We start from the raw sequence: 17,119 nt of genomic DNA, 5'->3' as shown, positions 1-17,119 counted from the left end.
CCGGTTCCGGCGAATGGAGTTGCCGCTACCGCAAAAACCGTCCCCGCTTGCGGTACGCGCGCAGGTTGAACTGCGGATCGGGGCGCGCCACGTCCTGGCCGGGGAGGGCGGCGAGCCGCTCGGCGAACCGGGCGGCGAGCGGCCCGTCGGGCGGGATCCGGGTGAACCAGCCGCGCCGCAGGTCGTCGACCGTGGAGCGGGGCGAGCGGCCCTGGCCGTGGCCGCGGAACCGGGCCCGGCCCGTCGGCGTGAGCCCGTGCTCGGCGGCGTACGCGTCGACGGCCTCGACCCGGTCGACGGCGGGCCGCACCGGACGCGGCGCGAGCACGGCGTCGATGTCGCTGCGCACGTCGTGCGAGGCGGCCTTGTCGACGGTGGTGACATAGACCCCGCCGGGCCTGAGCACCCGCGCGCACTCGGCGACGACCGACGAGGTCTCCTCGGGACCGGACAGCAGATGCAGCAGCCATACGGTGGTCACCGCGTCGAACGAGGCGTCGGGGAACGGGAGTCGGCGGCTGTCACCCAGCACCACGGCGCCCGGCACCCGCTCCGAGGCGAGCCGCGCCATGCGGTACGCGGCGTCGACGCCGGTCACCCGCAGCCCTTCGCGCGCGGCGAGACACCGGGTGACAAGGCCGGTGCCGCAGGCGACGTCGAGGAGCGTGGCCGCATCGGCGGGCAGCAGGCCGAGGACCGCGTCGGCGGCGGCCGCGGCGCGGGGCTCACCGCCGCGCGAGGCGTCGTACCGGTCGGCTTCCAGGCTGTAGTCGAGCATCGACGGTCATTCCACCCTGTGTGCCGGGGCCAACTTCTCGACCCTGTGTGCGAGTTCGAAGTCGAGGGCGGTGAGGGCGCCGCCCGCGCTGTGCGTGTTCACGGCGAGGGACACGGTGTTGTAGCCGAGGGTCAGCTCGCTGTGGTGGCCGAGTTCCTCCTGCGCCTGTGCGATGTGGACGACCAGGCCGGTCGCGGCGAAGTGCGAGCCGAGCCGGTAGGAGCGGGTGATCCGTTCACCGTCCGGGGAGAGGGACCAGCCGGGCAGCTCGGCGAGCCGGTCCTCGATCTCTTTCAGCGAGAGCGGTTGAGGAGTCACGGGGCCACGCTCCTTATGAAGAGTCGGTCTTCGGCTCACCCTGCCATAAATTGTTTCGATTACCGTCTACGTATGACAACCGCCGCGCCCGACAAGGGGAGCACCAGAGGCAGCACGACCGGCAAGGCCAGGGCGAGGGCCAACGAGAACGCCACCGGAGTGGGGCCGCTGCTCCGGGGCTGGCGCGAGCGGCGCCGGGTGAGCCAGCTGGAGCTGGCCCTGCGCGCCGATTCCTCCGCGCGGCACATCAGCTTCGTGGAGACGGGCAGGTCGCGGCCGAGCGAGGAGTTCCTGCTGCGGCTCGCCGACCACCTCGACGTACCGGTTCGGGACCGCAACTCCCTGCTCCTGGCGGCGGGTTACGCACCGCGCTTCCGCGAGACGCCGCTGGACGACCCCGCGATGGGCACGCTCCGCGAGGGCCTCGAACAGCTCCTCGCGGGGTACGAGCCGTACCCGGCGCTGGTCGTCGACGCGAAGTACGACGTGATCGCGGCGAACCGCGGCATCACGATGATCCTCGACGGTCTCCCCGAGCACCTCTTCGAGGGGCCCCTGAACGCGATGCGTCTCACCCTCCACCCGGAGGGCCTGGCCTCCCGCATCCTCAACCTCCGGGAGTGGCGGGGACACCTGCTGCACCAGATGGAACGGCAGATCGCGCTGCAACGTTCGGACGCGCTGCGGGAGGTGTACGAGGAGGTGGCGGCGTACCCGGTGACGAACCCCGGCGCGGACGCCTTCGAACCGGACACGGAGGTCCCCTACTTCGCCCTCCCCCTGCGGATCGAACACGACGGTCACGTGCTGTCCTTCATCTCGTCGATCTCGACGTTCAACACCCCGATGGACGTGACGGTCGCCGAGCTGGCCATCGAGACCCTGCTCCCGGCCGACCCGGCGACGTCCAAGTACCTGCGGCGGCAACTGCCCTAAGGCCTGTGCCGGAAGCATCCGGTCGTACGGGTCCGGATCCGGTCCGGAGTGCGCCGGACCGGATCCGTTGACATCACTCTGCCTGGGCCTCGGCACAGGGTCGATTACGTGCGGGGTAATGGCCGCTCTCCGCACGAGGCGTCCGCCCGGGCCCGGCGCGGCACCCGTACGGCCGACGCCCGCAGGTGCCCCGCCGCTCCCGCGCCTAGGTTCGACAGGAGGCAGACCTAGGGAGCTTCAGGGTGACAGAGACGACCGAGCCCGCCGCGGCCCTGCTGCGGGCGGGGAAGTTCTTCCGGCGTGGCGCCGCCGCGCCCGACCTGCACAGCGTCCGGCTGACCGGGGGGCGGGACGCCGACGCTTTCTACCGTGACCGCTGGAGCCACGACAAGGTCGTGCACTCCACGCACGGCGTGAACTGCACGGGCTCGTGCCGCTGGAAGGTGTACGTCAAGGACGGCATCATCACGTGGGAGACGCAGGCCACGGACTATCCGAGTGTCGGCCCCGACCGTCCCGAGTACGAGCCGCGCGGCTGCCCCCGGGGCGCCGCCTTCTCCTGGTACACGTACTCCCCTACGCGCGTCCGCTATCCGTATCTGCGCGGTGTGCTCCTTGACATGTACCGGGAGGCGAAGGCGCGGCTCAGGGACCCGGTGCTTGCCTGGGCCGATGTCCAAGGGGATCCGGAGCGGCGGCGGACGTATCAGCAGGCGCGCGGCAAGGGCGGGCTCGTGCGGGCCACCTGGGACGAGGCCGTGGAGATCATCGCGGCCGCGCATGTTCATACGATCAAGACCGTCGGGCCCGACCGCGTCGCGGGGTTCTCCCCCATTCCCGCCATGTCCATGGTGTCGCATGCCGCGGGCGCCCGCTTCATGAGCCTCATCGGCGCGCCGATGCTCTCCTTCTACGACTGGTACGCGGACCTGCCCGTCGCGTCGCCGCAGGTGTTCGGCGACCAGACCGACGTACCGGAGTCGGGTGACTGGTGGGACGCCGCGTATCTGATGATGTGGGGCTCCAACGTGCCGGTGACCAGGACGCCCGACGCGCACTGGATGGCCGAGGCCCGCTACCGCGGTCAGAAGGTCGTGGTCGTGGCGCCCGACTACGCCGACAACGCCAAGTTCGCCGACGAGTGGCTGCACCCGCACCCGGGCACGGACGGGGCGCTGGCTCTCGCGATGGGGCAGGTGATTCTGAAGGAGTTCTTCGTCGACCGGCAGACGGAGTTCTTCGACGACTACGTACGCAAGTTCACCGATCTGCCCTTCCTCGTGACGCTCACCGAGCGCGACGGCGCGTACGTCCCCGCCAAGTTCCTGCGCGCCTCCGACCTCGGCGAGGACGGTGAGGGCGGCGACTGGAAGACGGCGGTGCTGGACGAGAACACCGGTCGCCCCGCCGTCCCGAACGGCTCCCTCGGGTTCCGGTGGACCGAGTCCGGCAAGGGCAGGTGGAATCTCGAACTGGGTGACATCAAGCCGACGCTGACGTTGCAGGGCTCGGGTGTCGCGGCGGGCGTCGAGGTGCTGCTCCCGCGGTTCGACACCGAGGGCGGCACGCACGGGCAGGGCCGCGGTGAGGTCGTGCGGCGCGGGGTGCCCGCGACCCGGCTCGGTGGGCAGGACGGACCGCTGGTGACGACCGTCTTCGACCTGTTGCTCGCGCAGTACGGCGTGGGGCGCGAGGGGCTGCCGGGCGTGTGGCCTTCGTCGTACGACGACGCGGAGGCGCCCGGCACGCCCGCCTGGCAGGAGGTCCACACCTCCGTGCCCGCCGCCAAGTGCGTGAAGATCGCCCGGGAGTTCGCCGCGACGGCCGAGAAGTCGCAGGGCCGCTGCATGATCCTCATGGGCGCGGGGACCAATCACTGGTTCCACTCGGAGACGATCTACCGGTCCTTCCTCGCCCTGCTCCAGCTCACCGGCTGCCAGGGTCGCAACGGCGGCGGCTGGGCGCACTACGTGGGCCAGGAGAAGTGCCGTCCGGTCACGGGCTGGGCGACGCTCGCGAGCGCCAACGACTGGAGCAGGCCGCCGCGGCAGATGATCGGGGCCGCGTACTGGTTCCTCAACACCGACCAGTGGCGTTACGACAAGTTCGCGGCGGACGTGCTCGCGTCGCCGTTGGGGGAAGGGCGTTTCGCCGGGATGACCGGCGCCGACTGTCTCGCTCTGTCCGCCCGTACGGGGTGGATGCCCTCGTATCCGACCTTCGACCGCAGCTCCCTCGATCTGGGGGCGGTTCCGGGCGACCCCGTCGCCAACGCCGTCGACGAACTCAAGGCAGGCACCCTCAAGTTCGCCTGCGAGGACCCCGACGCGCCGGAGAACTGGCCGCGCGTCCTCACCCTGTGGCGGGCCAACCTGCTCGGCTCGTCCGCGAAGGGCGCCGAGTACTTCACGAAGCACCTGCTCGGCACGCACTCGTCACTGCGGGCGGAGGAGGCGGAACCGGAGGAACGGCCGAGCACGGTCACCTGGCGTGACGAGGCGCCCGAGGGCAAGCTCGACCTGCTCGTCTCCCTCGATTTCCGGCAGACGTCGTCGACGCTCCTGTCCGACGTGGTGCTGCCCGCCGCCACCTGGTACGAGAAGCACGACCTGTCGACCACGGACATGCACCCCTACGTGCACTCCTTCACCCCGGCCGTCGACCCGCCCTGGCAGGCCCGCACCGACTTCGACACCTTCCGCGTCATCGCCGACCGGCTCAGCGAGCTGGCCGTGGACCACCTGGGCGTACGCAAGGACGTCGTCGCCACCGCCCTCCAGCACGACACGCCCGGCGAGACCGCGCAGCCCGGCGGCGTCGTCCTGGACTGGCGCAAGGGCGAGTGCGAGCCGGTGCCGGGCAGGACGATGCCGAACCTGACGGTCGTGGAGCGCGACTACACCGCGATCGGCGCGAAGTTCGCCGCGCTCGGCCCACTGGTGGAACAGCTCGGCCTGCCCGCGAAGGGCATCGCCCTCCACCCCGACCAGGAGGTCGACGAGCTGCGAGAGCGCAACGGCGTGGTGCGCGGCGGCCCCGCGGACGGGCGGCCCGCCCTGGACACGGCGGTGAAGGCGGCCAACACCATCCTCGCGCTGTCCGGCACGACCAACGGCCGCCTCGCCACCCAGGGCTTCCACACCCTGGAGGAGCGCACCGGGCAGGAGATGGCGCACCTGGCCGCCGAGCACGAGGGCAAGCGCATCACGTACGCCGACACGCAGGCCGCACCCGTCCCGGTGATCACCTCGCCGGAGTGGAGCGGCAGCGAGTCCGGCGGGCGCAGGTACACGGCGTTCACGCTCAACACCGAGCACCTCAAGCCGTGGCACACCCTGACCGGGCGCCAGCACTTCTTCATCGATCACGACTGGATGCACGAGCTGGGCGAGGCGATGCCCGTATACCGGCCGCCGCTGGACATGAACCGGCTGTTCGGGGAGCCGCGGCTCGGCCCGGACGGCGAGCGCGAGGTGACGGTCCGCTACCTCACGCCGCACAACAAGTGGTCGATCCACTCCGAGTACCAGGACAACCTGTTCATGCTGTCGCTGTCGCGCGGCGGCCAGTGCATCTGGATGGCGCCGCAGGACGCGGACGCGATCGGCGTGCGGGACAACGACTGGATCGAGGCGGTCAACCGGAACGGCGTGGTGGTGGCGCGGGCCATCGTCTCGCACCGCATGCCGGCCGGGACGGTCTTCATGCACCACGCGCAGGAACGCACCGTGAACGTGCCGAAGACGGAGACGACCGGCAGGCGCGGCGGCATCCACAACTCGCTGACCCGCCTCATCCTCAAGCCGTCCCATCTCATCGGCGGCTACGCCCAGTTGTCGTGGGCCTTCAACTATCTGGGCCCGACGGGCAACCAGCGCGACGAGGTGACGGTCATCCGTCGCCGCTCGCAGAAGGTGGAGTACTAGATGCGCGTCATGGCTCAGATCGCGATGGTGATGAACCTCGACAAGTGCATCGGCTGTCACACCTGTTCGGTCACGTGCAAGCAGGCGTGGACCAACCGCGACGGCATGGAGTACGTCTGGTTCAACAATGTCGAGACCCGCCCCGGCCAGGGCTATCCGCGCCGCTACGAGGACCAGGAGAAGTGGCGCGGCGGCTGGGAGCTGAACAAGCGGGGCGCCCTGAAGCTCAAGAACGGCGGCCGCATCAAGTCGCTCCTGGAGATCTTCTCCAACCCCAAGCTGCCCGAGATCAAGGACTACTACGAGCCCTGGACGTACGAGTACCGCAACCTCACCGACGCCCCGCTCGGCGACGACTACCCGGTGGCCGAGCCGCGCTCCCTGATCAGCGGCAAGCCCATGAAGATCGAGTGGTCGTCGAACTGGGACGACAACCTCGGCGGCGCCACCGAGCACGGCGACCTCGACCCGATGGTGGAGAAGACGCGCCAACAGGTCACGGACAAGATCAAGTTCGCGTTCGAGCAGACGTTCATGTTCTATCTGCCGCGGATCTGCGAACACTGCCTCAACCCGTCGTGCGTGGCGTCCTGCCCGTCCGGCGCCATGTACAAGCGGTCGGAGGACGGCATCGTCCTCGTCGACCAGGACCACTGCCGGGGCTGGCGCAAGTGCGTGACGGGCTGCCCGTACAAGAAGGTGTACTTCAACCACCGCACCGGCAAGGCCGAGAAGTGCACGATGTGCTACCCGCGCATCGAGGTGGGCCTGCCGACCGTCTGCTCGGAGACGTGCGTGGGGCGCCTTCGCTACCTCGGCGTGATCCTGTACGACGCCGACAAGGTGACGGCCGCCGCGTCCGAACCCGACGAACACAAGTTGTACGACGCCCAGTTGGGAGTCTTCCTCGATCCCGAGGACCCCGAGGTGCGCCGCGCGGCCGAGCGGGACGGAATCTCGTACGACTGGATCGAGGCGGCACGCCGCTCCCCCGTGCACGCGCTGATCAGCAAGTACAAGGTGGCGCTTCCGCTGCACCCGGAGTACCGCACCATGCCGATGGTCTGGTACATCCCGCCGCTCTCCCCGGTCGTGGACGCGCTGACGGAGACCGGCCACGACGGCGAGGACCTCGGCAACCTGTTCGGCGCCATCGACACCCTGCGCATCCCGCTCGAATACCTCGCGGAGATCTTCACCGCCGGGGACGTCGGACCCGTACGCGCCTCGCTGGAGAGGCTCGCCGCGATGCGGGCGCACATGCGGGCCATCAACCTCGGTGACACGCCGGACGGTTCGACCGCCGACGCGGTCGGCATGACGGGCCGGGAGATCGAGGAGATGTACCGGCTGCTCGCCATCGCGAAGTACGAGGACCGGTACGTCATCCCGACCGCCGCCGTCGCCGACGCGCAGCGCCTGGAGGAGTCGGCGCTCCCCGACTCGTGCAGCCTCGACTACGAGGGCGGCCCCGGCATGGGCGACGACGGGCCCTTCGGGCAGGACTCCGGCCGTCGGCAGCTGCCGCTGGTCACCATCGAGAACTTCCACACGCTGCGCGCCCGGCAGACCGCCGACGAACAGCCCAGCGCGGTCGACAAGGCCCACGCGGCCAAGGAGGACGACAAGTGACGCGGCACGCGGTGCTGTACCAGGCGGCGGCGCTCTGCCTGGCCTACCCGGACGACGAGTTCCACGAGCGGCTCCCCCTGCTGCGGGCGGCCGCCCCCGCCGGCCTCGACGGCTTCCTCACCCACGCCGAGACGGCCGACCCGCGCGAACTCGCCGCGCACTACGTCCGCGTCTTCGACTTCAAGAACCGCCACAGCCTGTACCTGAGCTGGTGGCGCGACGGCGACACGCGACGGCGCGGCATGGCCCTGGTCCGGTTCAAGGAGGTCTACCGGGAGCACGGCATGGAGTTCACCGGCGAGGAACTGCCTGACTTCCTGCCCGCGGTCCTCGAGTTCTCCGCGCACGCGGGCCCCGTCCTCCTCCAGGAACACCGCAGCGGCCTCGAACTGCTGCGGATCGCGCTCACCGACTTCGGCACGCCCTACGCGGCGGTCCTCGACGCGGTGTGCGCGACACTGCCCGGCCCCTCGCCCAAGGACCGCGCGGAGGCGCAGGCCCTGGCCCGCTCCGGGCCGCCGCGCGAGGACGTCGGACTCCAGCCCTTCGCACTCGTCGGGGAGCGCCCCTGATGAAGACCCTCCTGTGGGGCGTGCTCCCCTACGTCGCGTTCGTCCTGCTCGTCGCGGGCATCGTCTGGCGCTACCGCTACGACAAGTTCGGCTGGACGACCCGCTCCTCGCAGGTCTACGAGTCCAAGCTCCTCAACATCGCGTCGCCGATGTTCCACTACGGCATCCTCTTCGTGCTCGTCGGGCACCTGGTGGGGCTGTTCCTGCCGGAGTCGTGGACGGACAAGGTGGGCCTCACGGAGCACACGTACCACCTGTTCTCGCTGTACGGGGGCACGGCGGCCGGCGTCCTCCTGGTCCTCGGCATCCTGCTGCTGCTCTACCGGCGGCGCACCAACACGCCCGTGTTCCGCGCGACGACCGCCAACGACAAGCTGATGTACCTGGTGCTGTTCGGGGCGATCGTGCTCGGCATGGTGGCCAAGCTGACGCACGCGTCCGGCGACGGCTACAACTACCGCACGTCCATCGCCCCGTGGGCGCGCAGCCTGTTCACGCTCCAGCCGGACATCGACAGGATGACGGGGGTACCGGTGCTGTACGAGATCCACGCGGTGGTCGGGATGGCCCTCATCGCCCTGGTGCCCTTCACCCGGCTGATCCACATGTTCAGCGCGCCGGTGCAGTACCTGTTCCGGCCGTACGTGGTGTACCGCAGCCGGGACCCGAAGCGGGTCGGGGCGCGGCCGGACCGGCGGGGCTGGGAGCGGACGGGTTCGTGACCCCCGCCCGCCCCCACAGCACCTACCGGTCGCCGCCCTTGTCCCCGTCGCCCTTCTTCTGGTCGTCCTCGTCCACGATCTCGGCGTCCACCACGCTCTCCTCGGCGGCGGCCTCCGTGGCCGTCTCCTGCTGGGCGCCCCCGCCGGTGTCCGCGTACATCGCCTGGCCCATCTTCTGGCTCACCGTCGCGAGCTTCTCGGCGCCGGTACGCAGGGCCGTCGTGTCGTCGGGCCGGTTCTTGAGGGTGTCCTTCAACTCGGCCGACGCGGCTTCCACTTCGTTCTTCGTGTCCACGGGCACCCGCTCCCCGTTCTCCCGCAGGAAGCGCTCCGTCTGGTAGACGAGCTGCTCGGCCTGGTTGCGGGTCTCCGCGGCCTCGCGGCGCCTGCGGTCCTCCTCCGCGTGCTCCTCGGCCTCCCGCACCATCCGGTTGATGTCGTCCTTGGGCAGTGCGGAACCGCCGGTCACCGTCATGCGCTGTTCGCGGCCGGTGGCCTCGTCCTTCGCGGAGACGTGCATGATCCCGTTGGCGTCGATGTCGAAGGTGACCTCGATCTTGGGGACGCCGCGCGGTGCGGGCGGCAGGCCCGTCAGGTCGAAGACGCCGAGCTTCTTGTTGTACGCGGCGATCTCCCGCTCGCCCTGGAAGACCTGGATGCCGACCGAGGGCTGGTTGTCCTCGGCGGTGGAGAACGTCTCCGAACGCCGGGTGGGAATGGTGGTGTTGCGCTCGATGAGCTTGGTCATGATGCCGCCCTTGGTCTCGATGCCGAGGGACAGCGGGGTCACGTCGAGCAGCAGCACGTCCTTCACATCGCCGCGGATGACCCCGGCCTGGAGCGCCGCGCCGAGCGCGACGACCTCGTCGGGGTTGACGCCCTTGTGCGGGTCCTTGCCGGTGAGCTCCCTGACCAGCTCCGTCACGGCGGGCATGCGGGTGGAGCCGCCGACGAGGATGACGTGGTCGACGGCGGCGAGTTTGATGCCCGCGTCCTTGACCGCCTGGTGGAAGGGGGTCTTGCAGCGGTCGAGCAGGTCCGCGGTGAGTTCCTGGAACTGGGCGCGCGTCAGCTTCTCCGCGAGGTGCAGCGGGCCTTCCGCGGACGCCGTGATGTAGGGCAGGTTGATGTCCGTCTCGCTCGACGAGGACAGCTCGATCTTCGCCTTCTCGGCGCCCTCGCGCAGGCGTTGCAGCGCCATCTTGTCCTTGCCGAGGTCCACGCCGTGCCCGTTCTTGAACTGCCGCACCAGGTGCTCGACGATGCGCTGGTCCCAGTCGTCGCCGCCCAGCTGTGTGTCGCCGTTGGTGGCCTTGACCTCGATGACGCCCTCGCCCATCTCCAGGAGCGAGACGTCGAAGGTGCCGCCGCCGAGATCGAAGACGAGGACGGTCTGGTCGTCGCCCTTGTCAAGCCCGTACGCGAGGGCGGCCGCCGTCGGCTCGTTGACGATGCGCAGGACGTTGAGGCCCGCGATCTCGCCGGCCTCCTTGGTGGCCTGGCGCTGGGTGTCGTCGAAGTACGCGGGGACGGTGACCACCGCGTCGGTGACGTCCTCGCCCAGATAGGACTCGGCGTCGCGCTTGAGCTTCTGCAGGACGCGCGCGGAGAGCTCCTGCGCGGTGTAGCGGGTGCCGTCCACGTCGCCGCTCTCCGGGAAGCGCCAACTCCCGTCACCCATATGCCGTTTGACGGAGCGCGCGGTGCGCTCCACGTTGGTGACCGCCTGCCGCTTGGCGACCTCGCCCACCAGGACGTCGCCGCTCTTCGCGAAGGCGACGACGGAGGGAGTGGTGCGCGCGCCCTCCGCGTTGGCGACGACGGTGGGTTCACCCCCCTCCAGTACGGCCACCACTGAGTTCGTCGTCCCGAGATCGATCCCGACCGCACGTGCCATGGTCCAGTCCCTTCCGCCGCGAGCTCACGTCCCCCGTTTCCGGTCTACTCCGTTCTCCATCACAAAACTTGAGCGCGCTGATGTCAATGCCGCACGTGACAATGCCGCCACCCCGACAGGGGTGACGGCACTGTCAACAGGCGGTGTTTCAGGCCAGCTTGGCCGAGAGGGTGATGTCCGTACCCGACAGGGCCTGGCTCACCGGGCAGCCCGCCTTGGCGGCCTCGGCCGCCTCGACGAAGGCGGCCTCGTCGATACCGGGCACGACGCCCTCGACGGTGAGGTGGATGCCCGTGATGCCGGTACCGGGCGTCAGGGTCACGTCGGCGGAGGCGGTGAGCCGGGTGGGCGGGTTGCCCTTGCCGGTGAGGGTGTGCGACAGCGCCATGGAGAAGCAGCTGGAGTGCGCGGCGGCGATCAGCTCCTCCGGGCTGGTCTTGCCGTTCGCCTCCTCTGCGCGCGACGGCCAGGACACCGACTGCTCCCCGATGCCGGAGGAGTCGAAGGTGACGGTGCCCGAACCCTCTGCCAGAGAGCCTTCCCAGACCGTGTGCGCGGAGCGCGTGGTAGCCACGATGCGTTTCCCTTCAATGCGGATCCGTGAACGGAGGTTCCGTTGGCCTCCATCCGATCACACTCCGGATGAAAACGGGCCGCGCGGGGCACAGCGGGCCGACGGAGGTGTTCGAGCGGGGTGCGCAGGTACGCGTCGCCCGATACGAACACGTTGTGTGGGCCGACGCGCCACAGGGGCCTCTGAGGTGCGGGAACAGGTCCGTGGCAGGGGGCCAATGGCCGGAATGCCAACTGGGCAAGGCGCGCCCGCGGTGACACTTTGAGGCCCCCTCGCGCACGGAACGAGGAGATCCTCTCAGGGGGTATGGCCATGCGCATCAACTATTCGGACCACGGTCCGTCTCCGCTCGAACCCGAGAAGCCGGGCGCGGCCGGTGACCGGGACTCGACCTTCGGCTGGTGGGGTGCTTTCAGCATCCAGAAGTTCGTCAACCAGTCGTCGCTCTCCCACACTCACGGCGACGCCACCGGCTGGCTGGCGTACCTCCAGCAGTTCTACGACCGGAACTTCTGGTTCGCCGACGGCGGCGCGCAGGTGTGGGCGTACGAGGAGACGTACGACAACTGGCAGGACCGCTACGGCATGGACGCGGTCGTCGCCGTCTACCACTCGGGCCACGGCGGCATGGACAACAACGGCGTCTTCTTCGCGCCGCTCGGCGCCGTCTGGGACGGCCGCAGCGACGCCATCTCCAACCGGATGGCGCTCGGCAACGAGAAGGCGAACTATGTCTTCTGGTCGACGTGCACCTCGCTGCGCGTCCTCGGCGGTCACTCCCCGATCCGCACCTGGGCCGGGCCCAACATCGGCTTCCGGATGATCTTCGGGTTCGAGACGGTCAGCATCGACAGTCCGGACTACGGCAAGAAGTTCTGGGAGAAGTGGCGGTCGGGCCAGACGTACTGCGACGCCTGGCTCAACGCCAGCTGGGACATCTACCACGGCCAGGCGCCGTCCGTCTGCGCCGTCGGCGCCACCCAGGCCGAGGCCACCAACCGCCTCAACACCGAGCGGAACTTCTACCGCGAGCACGTGCCGGACAACTGGTACGCGTGGCGCTGGTACTACGCCCGCGAAGGCATCAGGGAACCGCTCGCCCAGCTCCCCGGGCAGCAGCAGATCATCCAGCTGGCACCCCGCGAGCCCAGCGCCGAACTCGGCGAACTCGGACAGCTCACCGGCTTCCCGTCGGCGGCGCTCCAAGAGGTCCAGGTCGACCGGCTCGGCGTGCTCAACGCGTCCTCCGGCGACCGCGTGATCTCCACGGGGCCCGAGGGCATCCGCTGGGTGCGGCTCGCCGAGCCCAACCACCGCAACACCCAGCAACTGCCCACCGAGCGGGCGATCGAGGCGGCGCGCGCGTTCGCCGAGCAGTACGCCGAAGGCGCCGACCTCGTCGTCGACAGCGTGCACGACCTGATGCAGAACTCCGGCACGAAGGACGGCTCCGAGGTCGGGCGCCCCGTGTCGCTGCAGACGCACGTGACGTTCCGGCAGGTCTTCGACGGCGTGCCCGTCATCACGCCGGGCCGCGGTCTGATCCGTGTCGGTCTCGACAACGACGGCACGGCGGTCCAGGCGCAGATCGCGACGCGCCGGGCCACCGGCGTCACCCGCGAGCCGAGCACCGAGGTCTCGCCCCCGCCGCCCAAGGGCGGCAAGGCGACGGCGGCGCCGCTGGAGCGGGACCCGCGCAAGGCGCTCGACGCGGCGCAGCGCAAGCTGCTCGCCGAGATCGCCGCGGTCACCGCCGACGAGCCCGGACAGCGGGCCACGGCGCAGCGGCAGCCCGAGGTCAGGGACGTGCCCGGCACGTTCGAGGTCGGCTATGAGCTGGAGGGCAACGAGGCCTATCCGGCGGCCCGCAAGCTGATCGAGATCGGCTCGCAGGACGGCATGTTCAAGACACGCCGCTGGGTCGTCGCGCCGCTGGCGAGGTAGGCGCGATCGGTTTCAGTGGCTTCCGGTGGCGGCCCGCTGCTTGCGGGCCGCCATCCACGCGTAGACGAGCACACCCACGAAGAGGAACAGCACGCCCTGGTAGACGGCCGCGTACCCGGACCCGGCGACCAGCCACATGGAGAACGCGAACGCGGCGCCCGCGAGGACCGCGTCCCGCACCAGACGCCCGCGGTGCACGCGGTCGCCCTGCCCGGACACCAGGAAGTAGATCTGCGCGGCGGTGGCGAGGAGGTAGGGCACCGTCGCCGTGAACGTGGTGATCAGGACGAGGGACTCGAAGACGCCGCTCGAACCCGCCGTGTAGTTGTAGACGGTGAGCAGCGAGGCGAGGACGACGGTGACCAGGACGCCGACGGTCGGCACGCCCCGCTTCTTCTTGCCGAACGCGCTCGGGAACAGTCCGTCCTGGGCGGCCGCGTACGGCGTCTGCGCGCTCAGGAGCGTCCACCCGTTGAGGGCGCCGACCATCGACACGAGCGCGGCGCAGGCCACCGCGGTACCGCCCCAGGACCCGCCGAACATCACGTCGACGGCGTCGGAGAAGGGCGCGGTGGACGACACCAGCTTGTCGTGCGCGACCGTCCCGAAGACGGCGAGCGTGCCGAGCAGATAGACGGCGGCGGCGCCGAGGGTGCCGAGGATGGTCGCGCGCCCTACGTTGCGGCGCGGGTCGCGCACCTCGCCCGCGCTGACGGCGGCGGACTCCACGCCCAGGTAGGAGAAGAGCAGGATCGCGGCGGCGGCCGAGACGGCGCCCGCCGGGCTGTCGTCGCTCGCCTGGAAGGGCCCGAGGTTGGCGCTGTCGAAGAAGAAGAGCCCGCCGACCGCGACGAGCAGCAGCGGCACGAACTTCAGGACGGTGGCGACCAGCTGGACGGCGCCCACGTACCGCGTACCCGCGAAGTTCGCGAGCGCGGGCAGGAGTTGCAGGACCAGGGCGGCCACACAGGCCGACCACTTGTGGTCGTTGACCGGGATCAGGACGTCGAGGTAGCCGACGGCGGCGACGGCCAGCGCGGCGTTGGACACCCAGGTGGTGATCCAGTACGACCAGGCGGCCAGGAACCCGGCGAAGTCGCCGAAGGCGGCGCGGGCGTAGACGTACGGTCCGCCCGTACGCGGGTCGCGCCGAGCGAGCCGCCCGAAGACGAGCGCGAGGGCGATGGCGCCCGCGGTCAGGACGGCGAACGCGACGAGGCTGATGGTGCCGAAGGGGGCGACGGAGGCCGGGAGCAGGAAGATGCCGCCGCCGATGATATTCCCCATGACGAGGCAGGTGGCGATCGGCAGGCCGAAGCGCCGGGCGTGCCTGCTCTGCGAATCCACCTGGTCGGGGGCCGGATCCGACGGTGCCACGGTTCCGGTGTCGTGCATGGGGTGGTGCGCCTCTCGTCGTGCCCGGCGCCCGGGATCGCCGGGCGGAAGACATGGTCGGGCACGGCGGACGCTGCCACAAATCAGAGTGTTTTGTCCTGCACGGCGCCGCCAGGAACAGTAAAAGCTGTGCTGTCGGGCGCACCGGACAGGGAATCGTTCACGGTGACGGAGTCGACGGGCAGAGGCACCTCCGGCCCCAAGTCCTCTTCAAGCCAGCCCCGCAGGACGTGGTGGACCCGCTCGGCCCCGACCAGTTCCCCGCCGTCGCCGTCCGCCACCGGGTCACCGAGCACGACCGGCGACAACAGGAACGGCCGGGACTGCGCGCCGCCGAGGCCGCCGTGCGAACCGATCTGCTCCTCGAACGCGAGCACCTCGCCGTCGTCCGGGTCGTACCAGGAGTTGACCATGATGTCCGCGGTGTGCGGGAAGCCGTCGGTGCGCCGCACGGTCTCCGCGGCGCCGGGCCCGAAGTCGGCGAGCGGCCCCAGATCGGCCGGCTCCTCGTCCAGATACACCTCGGCACCGCGCGCCCCGAGCACCAGCGCACCCCGCTCCGCACTGCGTACGAGAAGAAAACCGACGCCCGGATGGTTGGCGAGCGTCGGAAGCAGCGCCGGATGCCGGAGGTCGATCTCCTCACGCGTCATGCGGTGCCGTACGTCCGGGAACGACACGAGCCCGAGATTGCCGGACGCCAGCACGATGGGCTCGGCGCGGCGCACCGGCCTGCGCTGCTCGGCGCCCTCCTCCACGGGCCTGCGCAGCGCGGCCCGCACGGCCGCCCTGGCCTCCGCACCGCTGTGCGTGCGCCGCGCCTTGCGCGGCACGGGCAGCCCGCAGCCGGCCCGGACGAGATCGCCGAGCGTCAGCCCGTAGCGGGTACGGAACGTCTCGCCGGGGCTCTGCCCGTGGTCGGAGAGGACCACGATCCGGTAGGCGCGGGGGGCGTGCTCGGCGACCTGGTCGAGCAGTGCGAGCGACCGGTCGAGTCGCCGCAGCACCTTGTCGACGTCCTTCCCGGCAGGACCGGAGTGGTGCGCCACCTCGTCGTACGCGACGAGGTCGGCGTAGACCGCGCTGCGCCCGGCGAGCATGTCCCCGATCACGGCGGCGACGACGACGTCACGCTCGACGACGGTCGCGAAGGCGCGGATGAACGGGTACAGGCCACCGCGGCCCACGCGCGGGCGGCGGCGCTTGACGCGGGCGGCCGTGGACTCACCGATTTCCCGGAAGACCTCGGCGACGAAGGAGAGCGCGGTACGGACGGCGTTGGCGGGATCGGAGAAGTAGGCGAAGTACCCGGCCCGCGACCGGTTCTCCTTCCCCCGCCTCGCCGCCACCGACAGCACGAGGGCGAGCTGCTCCGCTCCCCCGCTGAACAGGTTGCCGCGGCTCGCGCCGTCCACGGTGAGGAGCCCGCCGTCGCCGGTCCGCTCGACGGCCCGCCGCTGCAGCTCCACGGCGGAGGCGGGCCGGTTGCTGACCATGACCTCGCCGGTGTCCTTCTCGTACCACCGGAACGCGGGCACGTCGTGGTTGGAGCCGTGCAGGATGCCGAGCTGGCTGGCACCGGTCTGACTGGACCAGTCGGTGCGCCAGGGGGTGAGGCGGTGGGTGGCGGTCCCGGCACCGCCCAGCCAGCGCCCCACGGTCGGCATGAGGCCCTTCCCCACAGCACTGGTCAGGACATCGTGCCCGACGCCGTCGAGCTGGATGAAGACAGTGCCCGGGCTGGTGGGCCCGGGAGTCCCGTCGGGACGGCGACGGCGACGCCGGTCGGCGAGCCGGTACAGCCTGCGCCGGTACGCGTCGTCGTCCCGCACGGCCAGCGCGCCACCGGTGGCCGAGGCGACGGCGGACATCACGGCGGCGACCACGACGGCGGTCTCGGCCCCGGCCTCGCCACGCCCCTCGGGGATCAGGCTCAGCGCGAGCAACAGCAAGGACCCGTTGAGGAAGAACGCGAGCACGCCGAGCACGAGCGCGGGCACGAGCAGCAGGGCCCGCACCAGCAGCGGCCACACCAGCACCGAGAGCAGACCGAAGGCGCCCGCGCCGAGGGCGGCGGTGATCGCGATACGGGTGGAGCTGTCGCCGTCGTCCGACTGGAGCTTGAAGTCCGGGAGGATCCCGGCGAGCACGAGCATCGTCAGCGTGCTGACGGCCCATACCGCCGCGCTGCGCCACAGGGCGCTTCCGACTTTCCGCCATCGCCCCACGTCAAGCCCTTTCACGACCCCCGATTCGCCCCCAGCGTGTCACACCGGCGCGGAGCGGCGGAGATCTACCGGGTGCTGAGGTGCGGAGTACGGGCGGGCGGGTGGGGAGACCGCCGCGGAGCGGCGGAGTTCACGGCGCGGAGCGCCGGGGTGATCACGCCGCGGAGCGGCGCAACGCCACGCCGCGGAGCGGCGCA

Annotated in this window: 12 protein-coding genes; 6 read left to right on the top strand and 6 right to left on the bottom strand. The window is 70.6% G+C overall.

Going from position 1 to position 17,119, the window contains the following annotated elements:
- Positions 1-25: 25 nt before the first annotated feature.
- Both NOO62_RS33615 and NOO62_RS33610 read right to left on the bottom strand, forming a co-directional pair.
- Complete coding sequence (locus tag NOO62_RS33615; RefSeq protein ID WP_268774561.1) at positions 26-778, bottom strand: class I SAM-dependent methyltransferase; 753 nt, start codon at positions 776-778, stop codon at positions 26-28.
- A gap of 6 nt (positions 779-784) precedes the next feature.
- Positions 785-1,096, bottom strand: a complete 312-nt coding sequence (locus NOO62_RS33610; RefSeq protein WP_268774560.1) for a 4a-hydroxytetrahydrobiopterin dehydratase — start codon at positions 1,094-1,096, stop codon at positions 785-787.
- 72 nt (positions 1,097-1,168) lie between these two features.
- On the opposite strand from NOO62_RS33610, the gene NOO62_RS33605 reads away from it, so the two are divergent.
- The 5 genes from NOO62_RS33605 (at position 1,169) to narI (ending at position 8,884) form a co-directional block, all read left to right on the top strand.
- Positions 1,169-2,032 (top strand): helix-turn-helix domain-containing protein, encoded by an 864-nt coding sequence (locus NOO62_RS33605; protein ID WP_268774559.1) that lies wholly within the window; start codon positions 1,169-1,171, stop codon positions 2,030-2,032.
- A gap of 242 nt (positions 2,033-2,274) precedes the next feature.
- On the top strand, positions 2,275-5,958 hold the full coding sequence (locus NOO62_RS33600; RefSeq protein ID WP_268774558.1) for a nitrate reductase subunit alpha: 3,684 nt from the start codon (positions 2,275-2,277) through the stop codon (positions 5,956-5,958).
- The gene (gene narH, locus NOO62_RS33595; protein ID WP_268774557.1) at positions 5,959-7,590 is read left to right on the top strand and encodes a nitrate reductase subunit beta; all 1,632 of its coding nucleotides are present in this window, start codon (positions 5,959-5,961) and stop codon (positions 7,588-7,590) included.
- Entirely contained in the window at positions 7,587-8,162 is a 576-nt protein-coding gene (gene narJ / locus NOO62_RS33590) for a nitrate reductase molybdenum cofactor assembly chaperone (RefSeq protein ID WP_268774556.1), read from the top strand. Before narH ends, narJ begins: the two co-directional genes overlap by 4 nt.
- Positions 8,162-8,884 (top strand): respiratory nitrate reductase subunit gamma, encoded by a 723-nt coding sequence (gene narI, locus NOO62_RS33585; protein WP_268774555.1) that lies wholly within the window; start codon positions 8,162-8,164, stop codon positions 8,882-8,884. Before narJ ends, narI begins: the two co-directional genes overlap by 1 nt.
- A gap of 22 nt (positions 8,885-8,906) precedes the next feature.
- Here the strand turns inward: narI and dnaK are convergent, their stop codons facing one another.
- Positions 8,907-10,781, bottom strand: coding sequence for a molecular chaperone DnaK (dnaK, locus tag NOO62_RS33580; protein ID WP_268774554.1), 1,875 nt, complete (start codon positions 10,779-10,781; stop codon positions 8,907-8,909).
- A 148-nt stretch (positions 10,782-10,929) separates the two neighbouring features.
- The gene (locus NOO62_RS33575; RefSeq protein ID WP_268774553.1) at positions 10,930-11,355 is read right to left on the bottom strand and encodes an OsmC family peroxiredoxin; all 426 of its coding nucleotides are present in this window, start codon (positions 11,353-11,355) and stop codon (positions 10,930-10,932) included.
- A gap of 306 nt (positions 11,356-11,661) precedes the next feature.
- On the opposite strand from NOO62_RS33575, the gene NOO62_RS33570 reads away from it, so the two are divergent.
- A complete protein-coding gene (locus NOO62_RS33570; protein WP_268774552.1) occupies positions 11,662-13,299 on the top strand; it encodes a DUF6345 domain-containing protein in 1,638 nt (545 codons plus the stop codon).
- Positions 13,300-13,311: 12 nt separating this feature from the next.
- Here NOO62_RS33570 and NOO62_RS33565 read toward each other — a convergent pair whose 3' ends face one another.
- Together NOO62_RS33565 and NOO62_RS33560 are read right to left on the bottom strand one after the other, a co-directional pair.
- Positions 13,312-14,694, bottom strand: coding sequence for an amino acid permease (locus NOO62_RS33565; RefSeq protein WP_268774551.1), 1,383 nt, complete (start codon positions 14,692-14,694; stop codon positions 13,312-13,314).
- A gap of 83 nt (positions 14,695-14,777) precedes the next feature.
- Complete coding sequence (locus tag NOO62_RS33560; protein WP_414931030.1) at positions 14,778-16,850, bottom strand: alkaline phosphatase family protein; 2,073 nt, start codon at positions 16,848-16,850, stop codon at positions 14,778-14,780.
- Positions 16,851-17,119: the final 269 nt, after the last annotated feature.

It is taken from the genome of Streptomyces sp. Je 1-369 (assembly GCF_026810505.1).
Taxonomy (GTDB): Bacteria; Actinomycetota; Actinomycetes; order Streptomycetales; family Streptomycetaceae; genus Streptomyces.
The sequence above is the reverse complement of the archived record's forward strand: the minus strand, read 5'-3'. Positions and strand labels throughout refer to the sequence as shown.

Bases quoted from the DNA above. Each gene is read 5' to 3' on its own strand.
- NOO62_RS33615 (WP_268774561.1), bottom strand. From the start codon at position 778: ATGCTCGACTACAGCCTGGAAGCCGACCGGTACGACGCCTCGCGCGGC.
- NOO62_RS33605 (WP_268774559.1), top strand. From the start codon at position 1,169: ATGACAACCGCCGCGCCCGACAAGGGGAGCACCAGAGGCAGCACGACC.
- narH (WP_268774557.1), top strand. From the start codon at position 5,959: ATGCGCGTCATGGCTCAGATCGCGATGGTGATGAACCTCGACAAGTGC.
- narI (WP_268774555.1), top strand. From the start codon at position 8,162: ATGAAGACCCTCCTGTGGGGCGTGCTCCCCTACGTCGCGTTCGTCCTG.
- dnaK (WP_268774554.1), bottom strand. From the start codon at position 10,781: ATGGCACGTGCGGTCGGGATCGATCTCGGGACGACGAACTCAGTGGTG.
- NOO62_RS33570 (WP_268774552.1), top strand. From the start codon at position 11,662: ATGGCCATGCGCATCAACTATTCGGACCACGGTCCGTCTCCGCTCGAA.
- NOO62_RS33565 (WP_268774551.1), bottom strand. From the start codon at position 14,694: ATGCACGACACCGGAACCGTGGCACCGTCGGATCCGGCCCCCGACCAG.
- NOO62_RS33560 (WP_414931030.1), bottom strand. From the start codon at position 16,850: ATGCTCGTGCTCGCCGGGATCCTCCCGGACTTCAAGCTCCAGTCGGAC.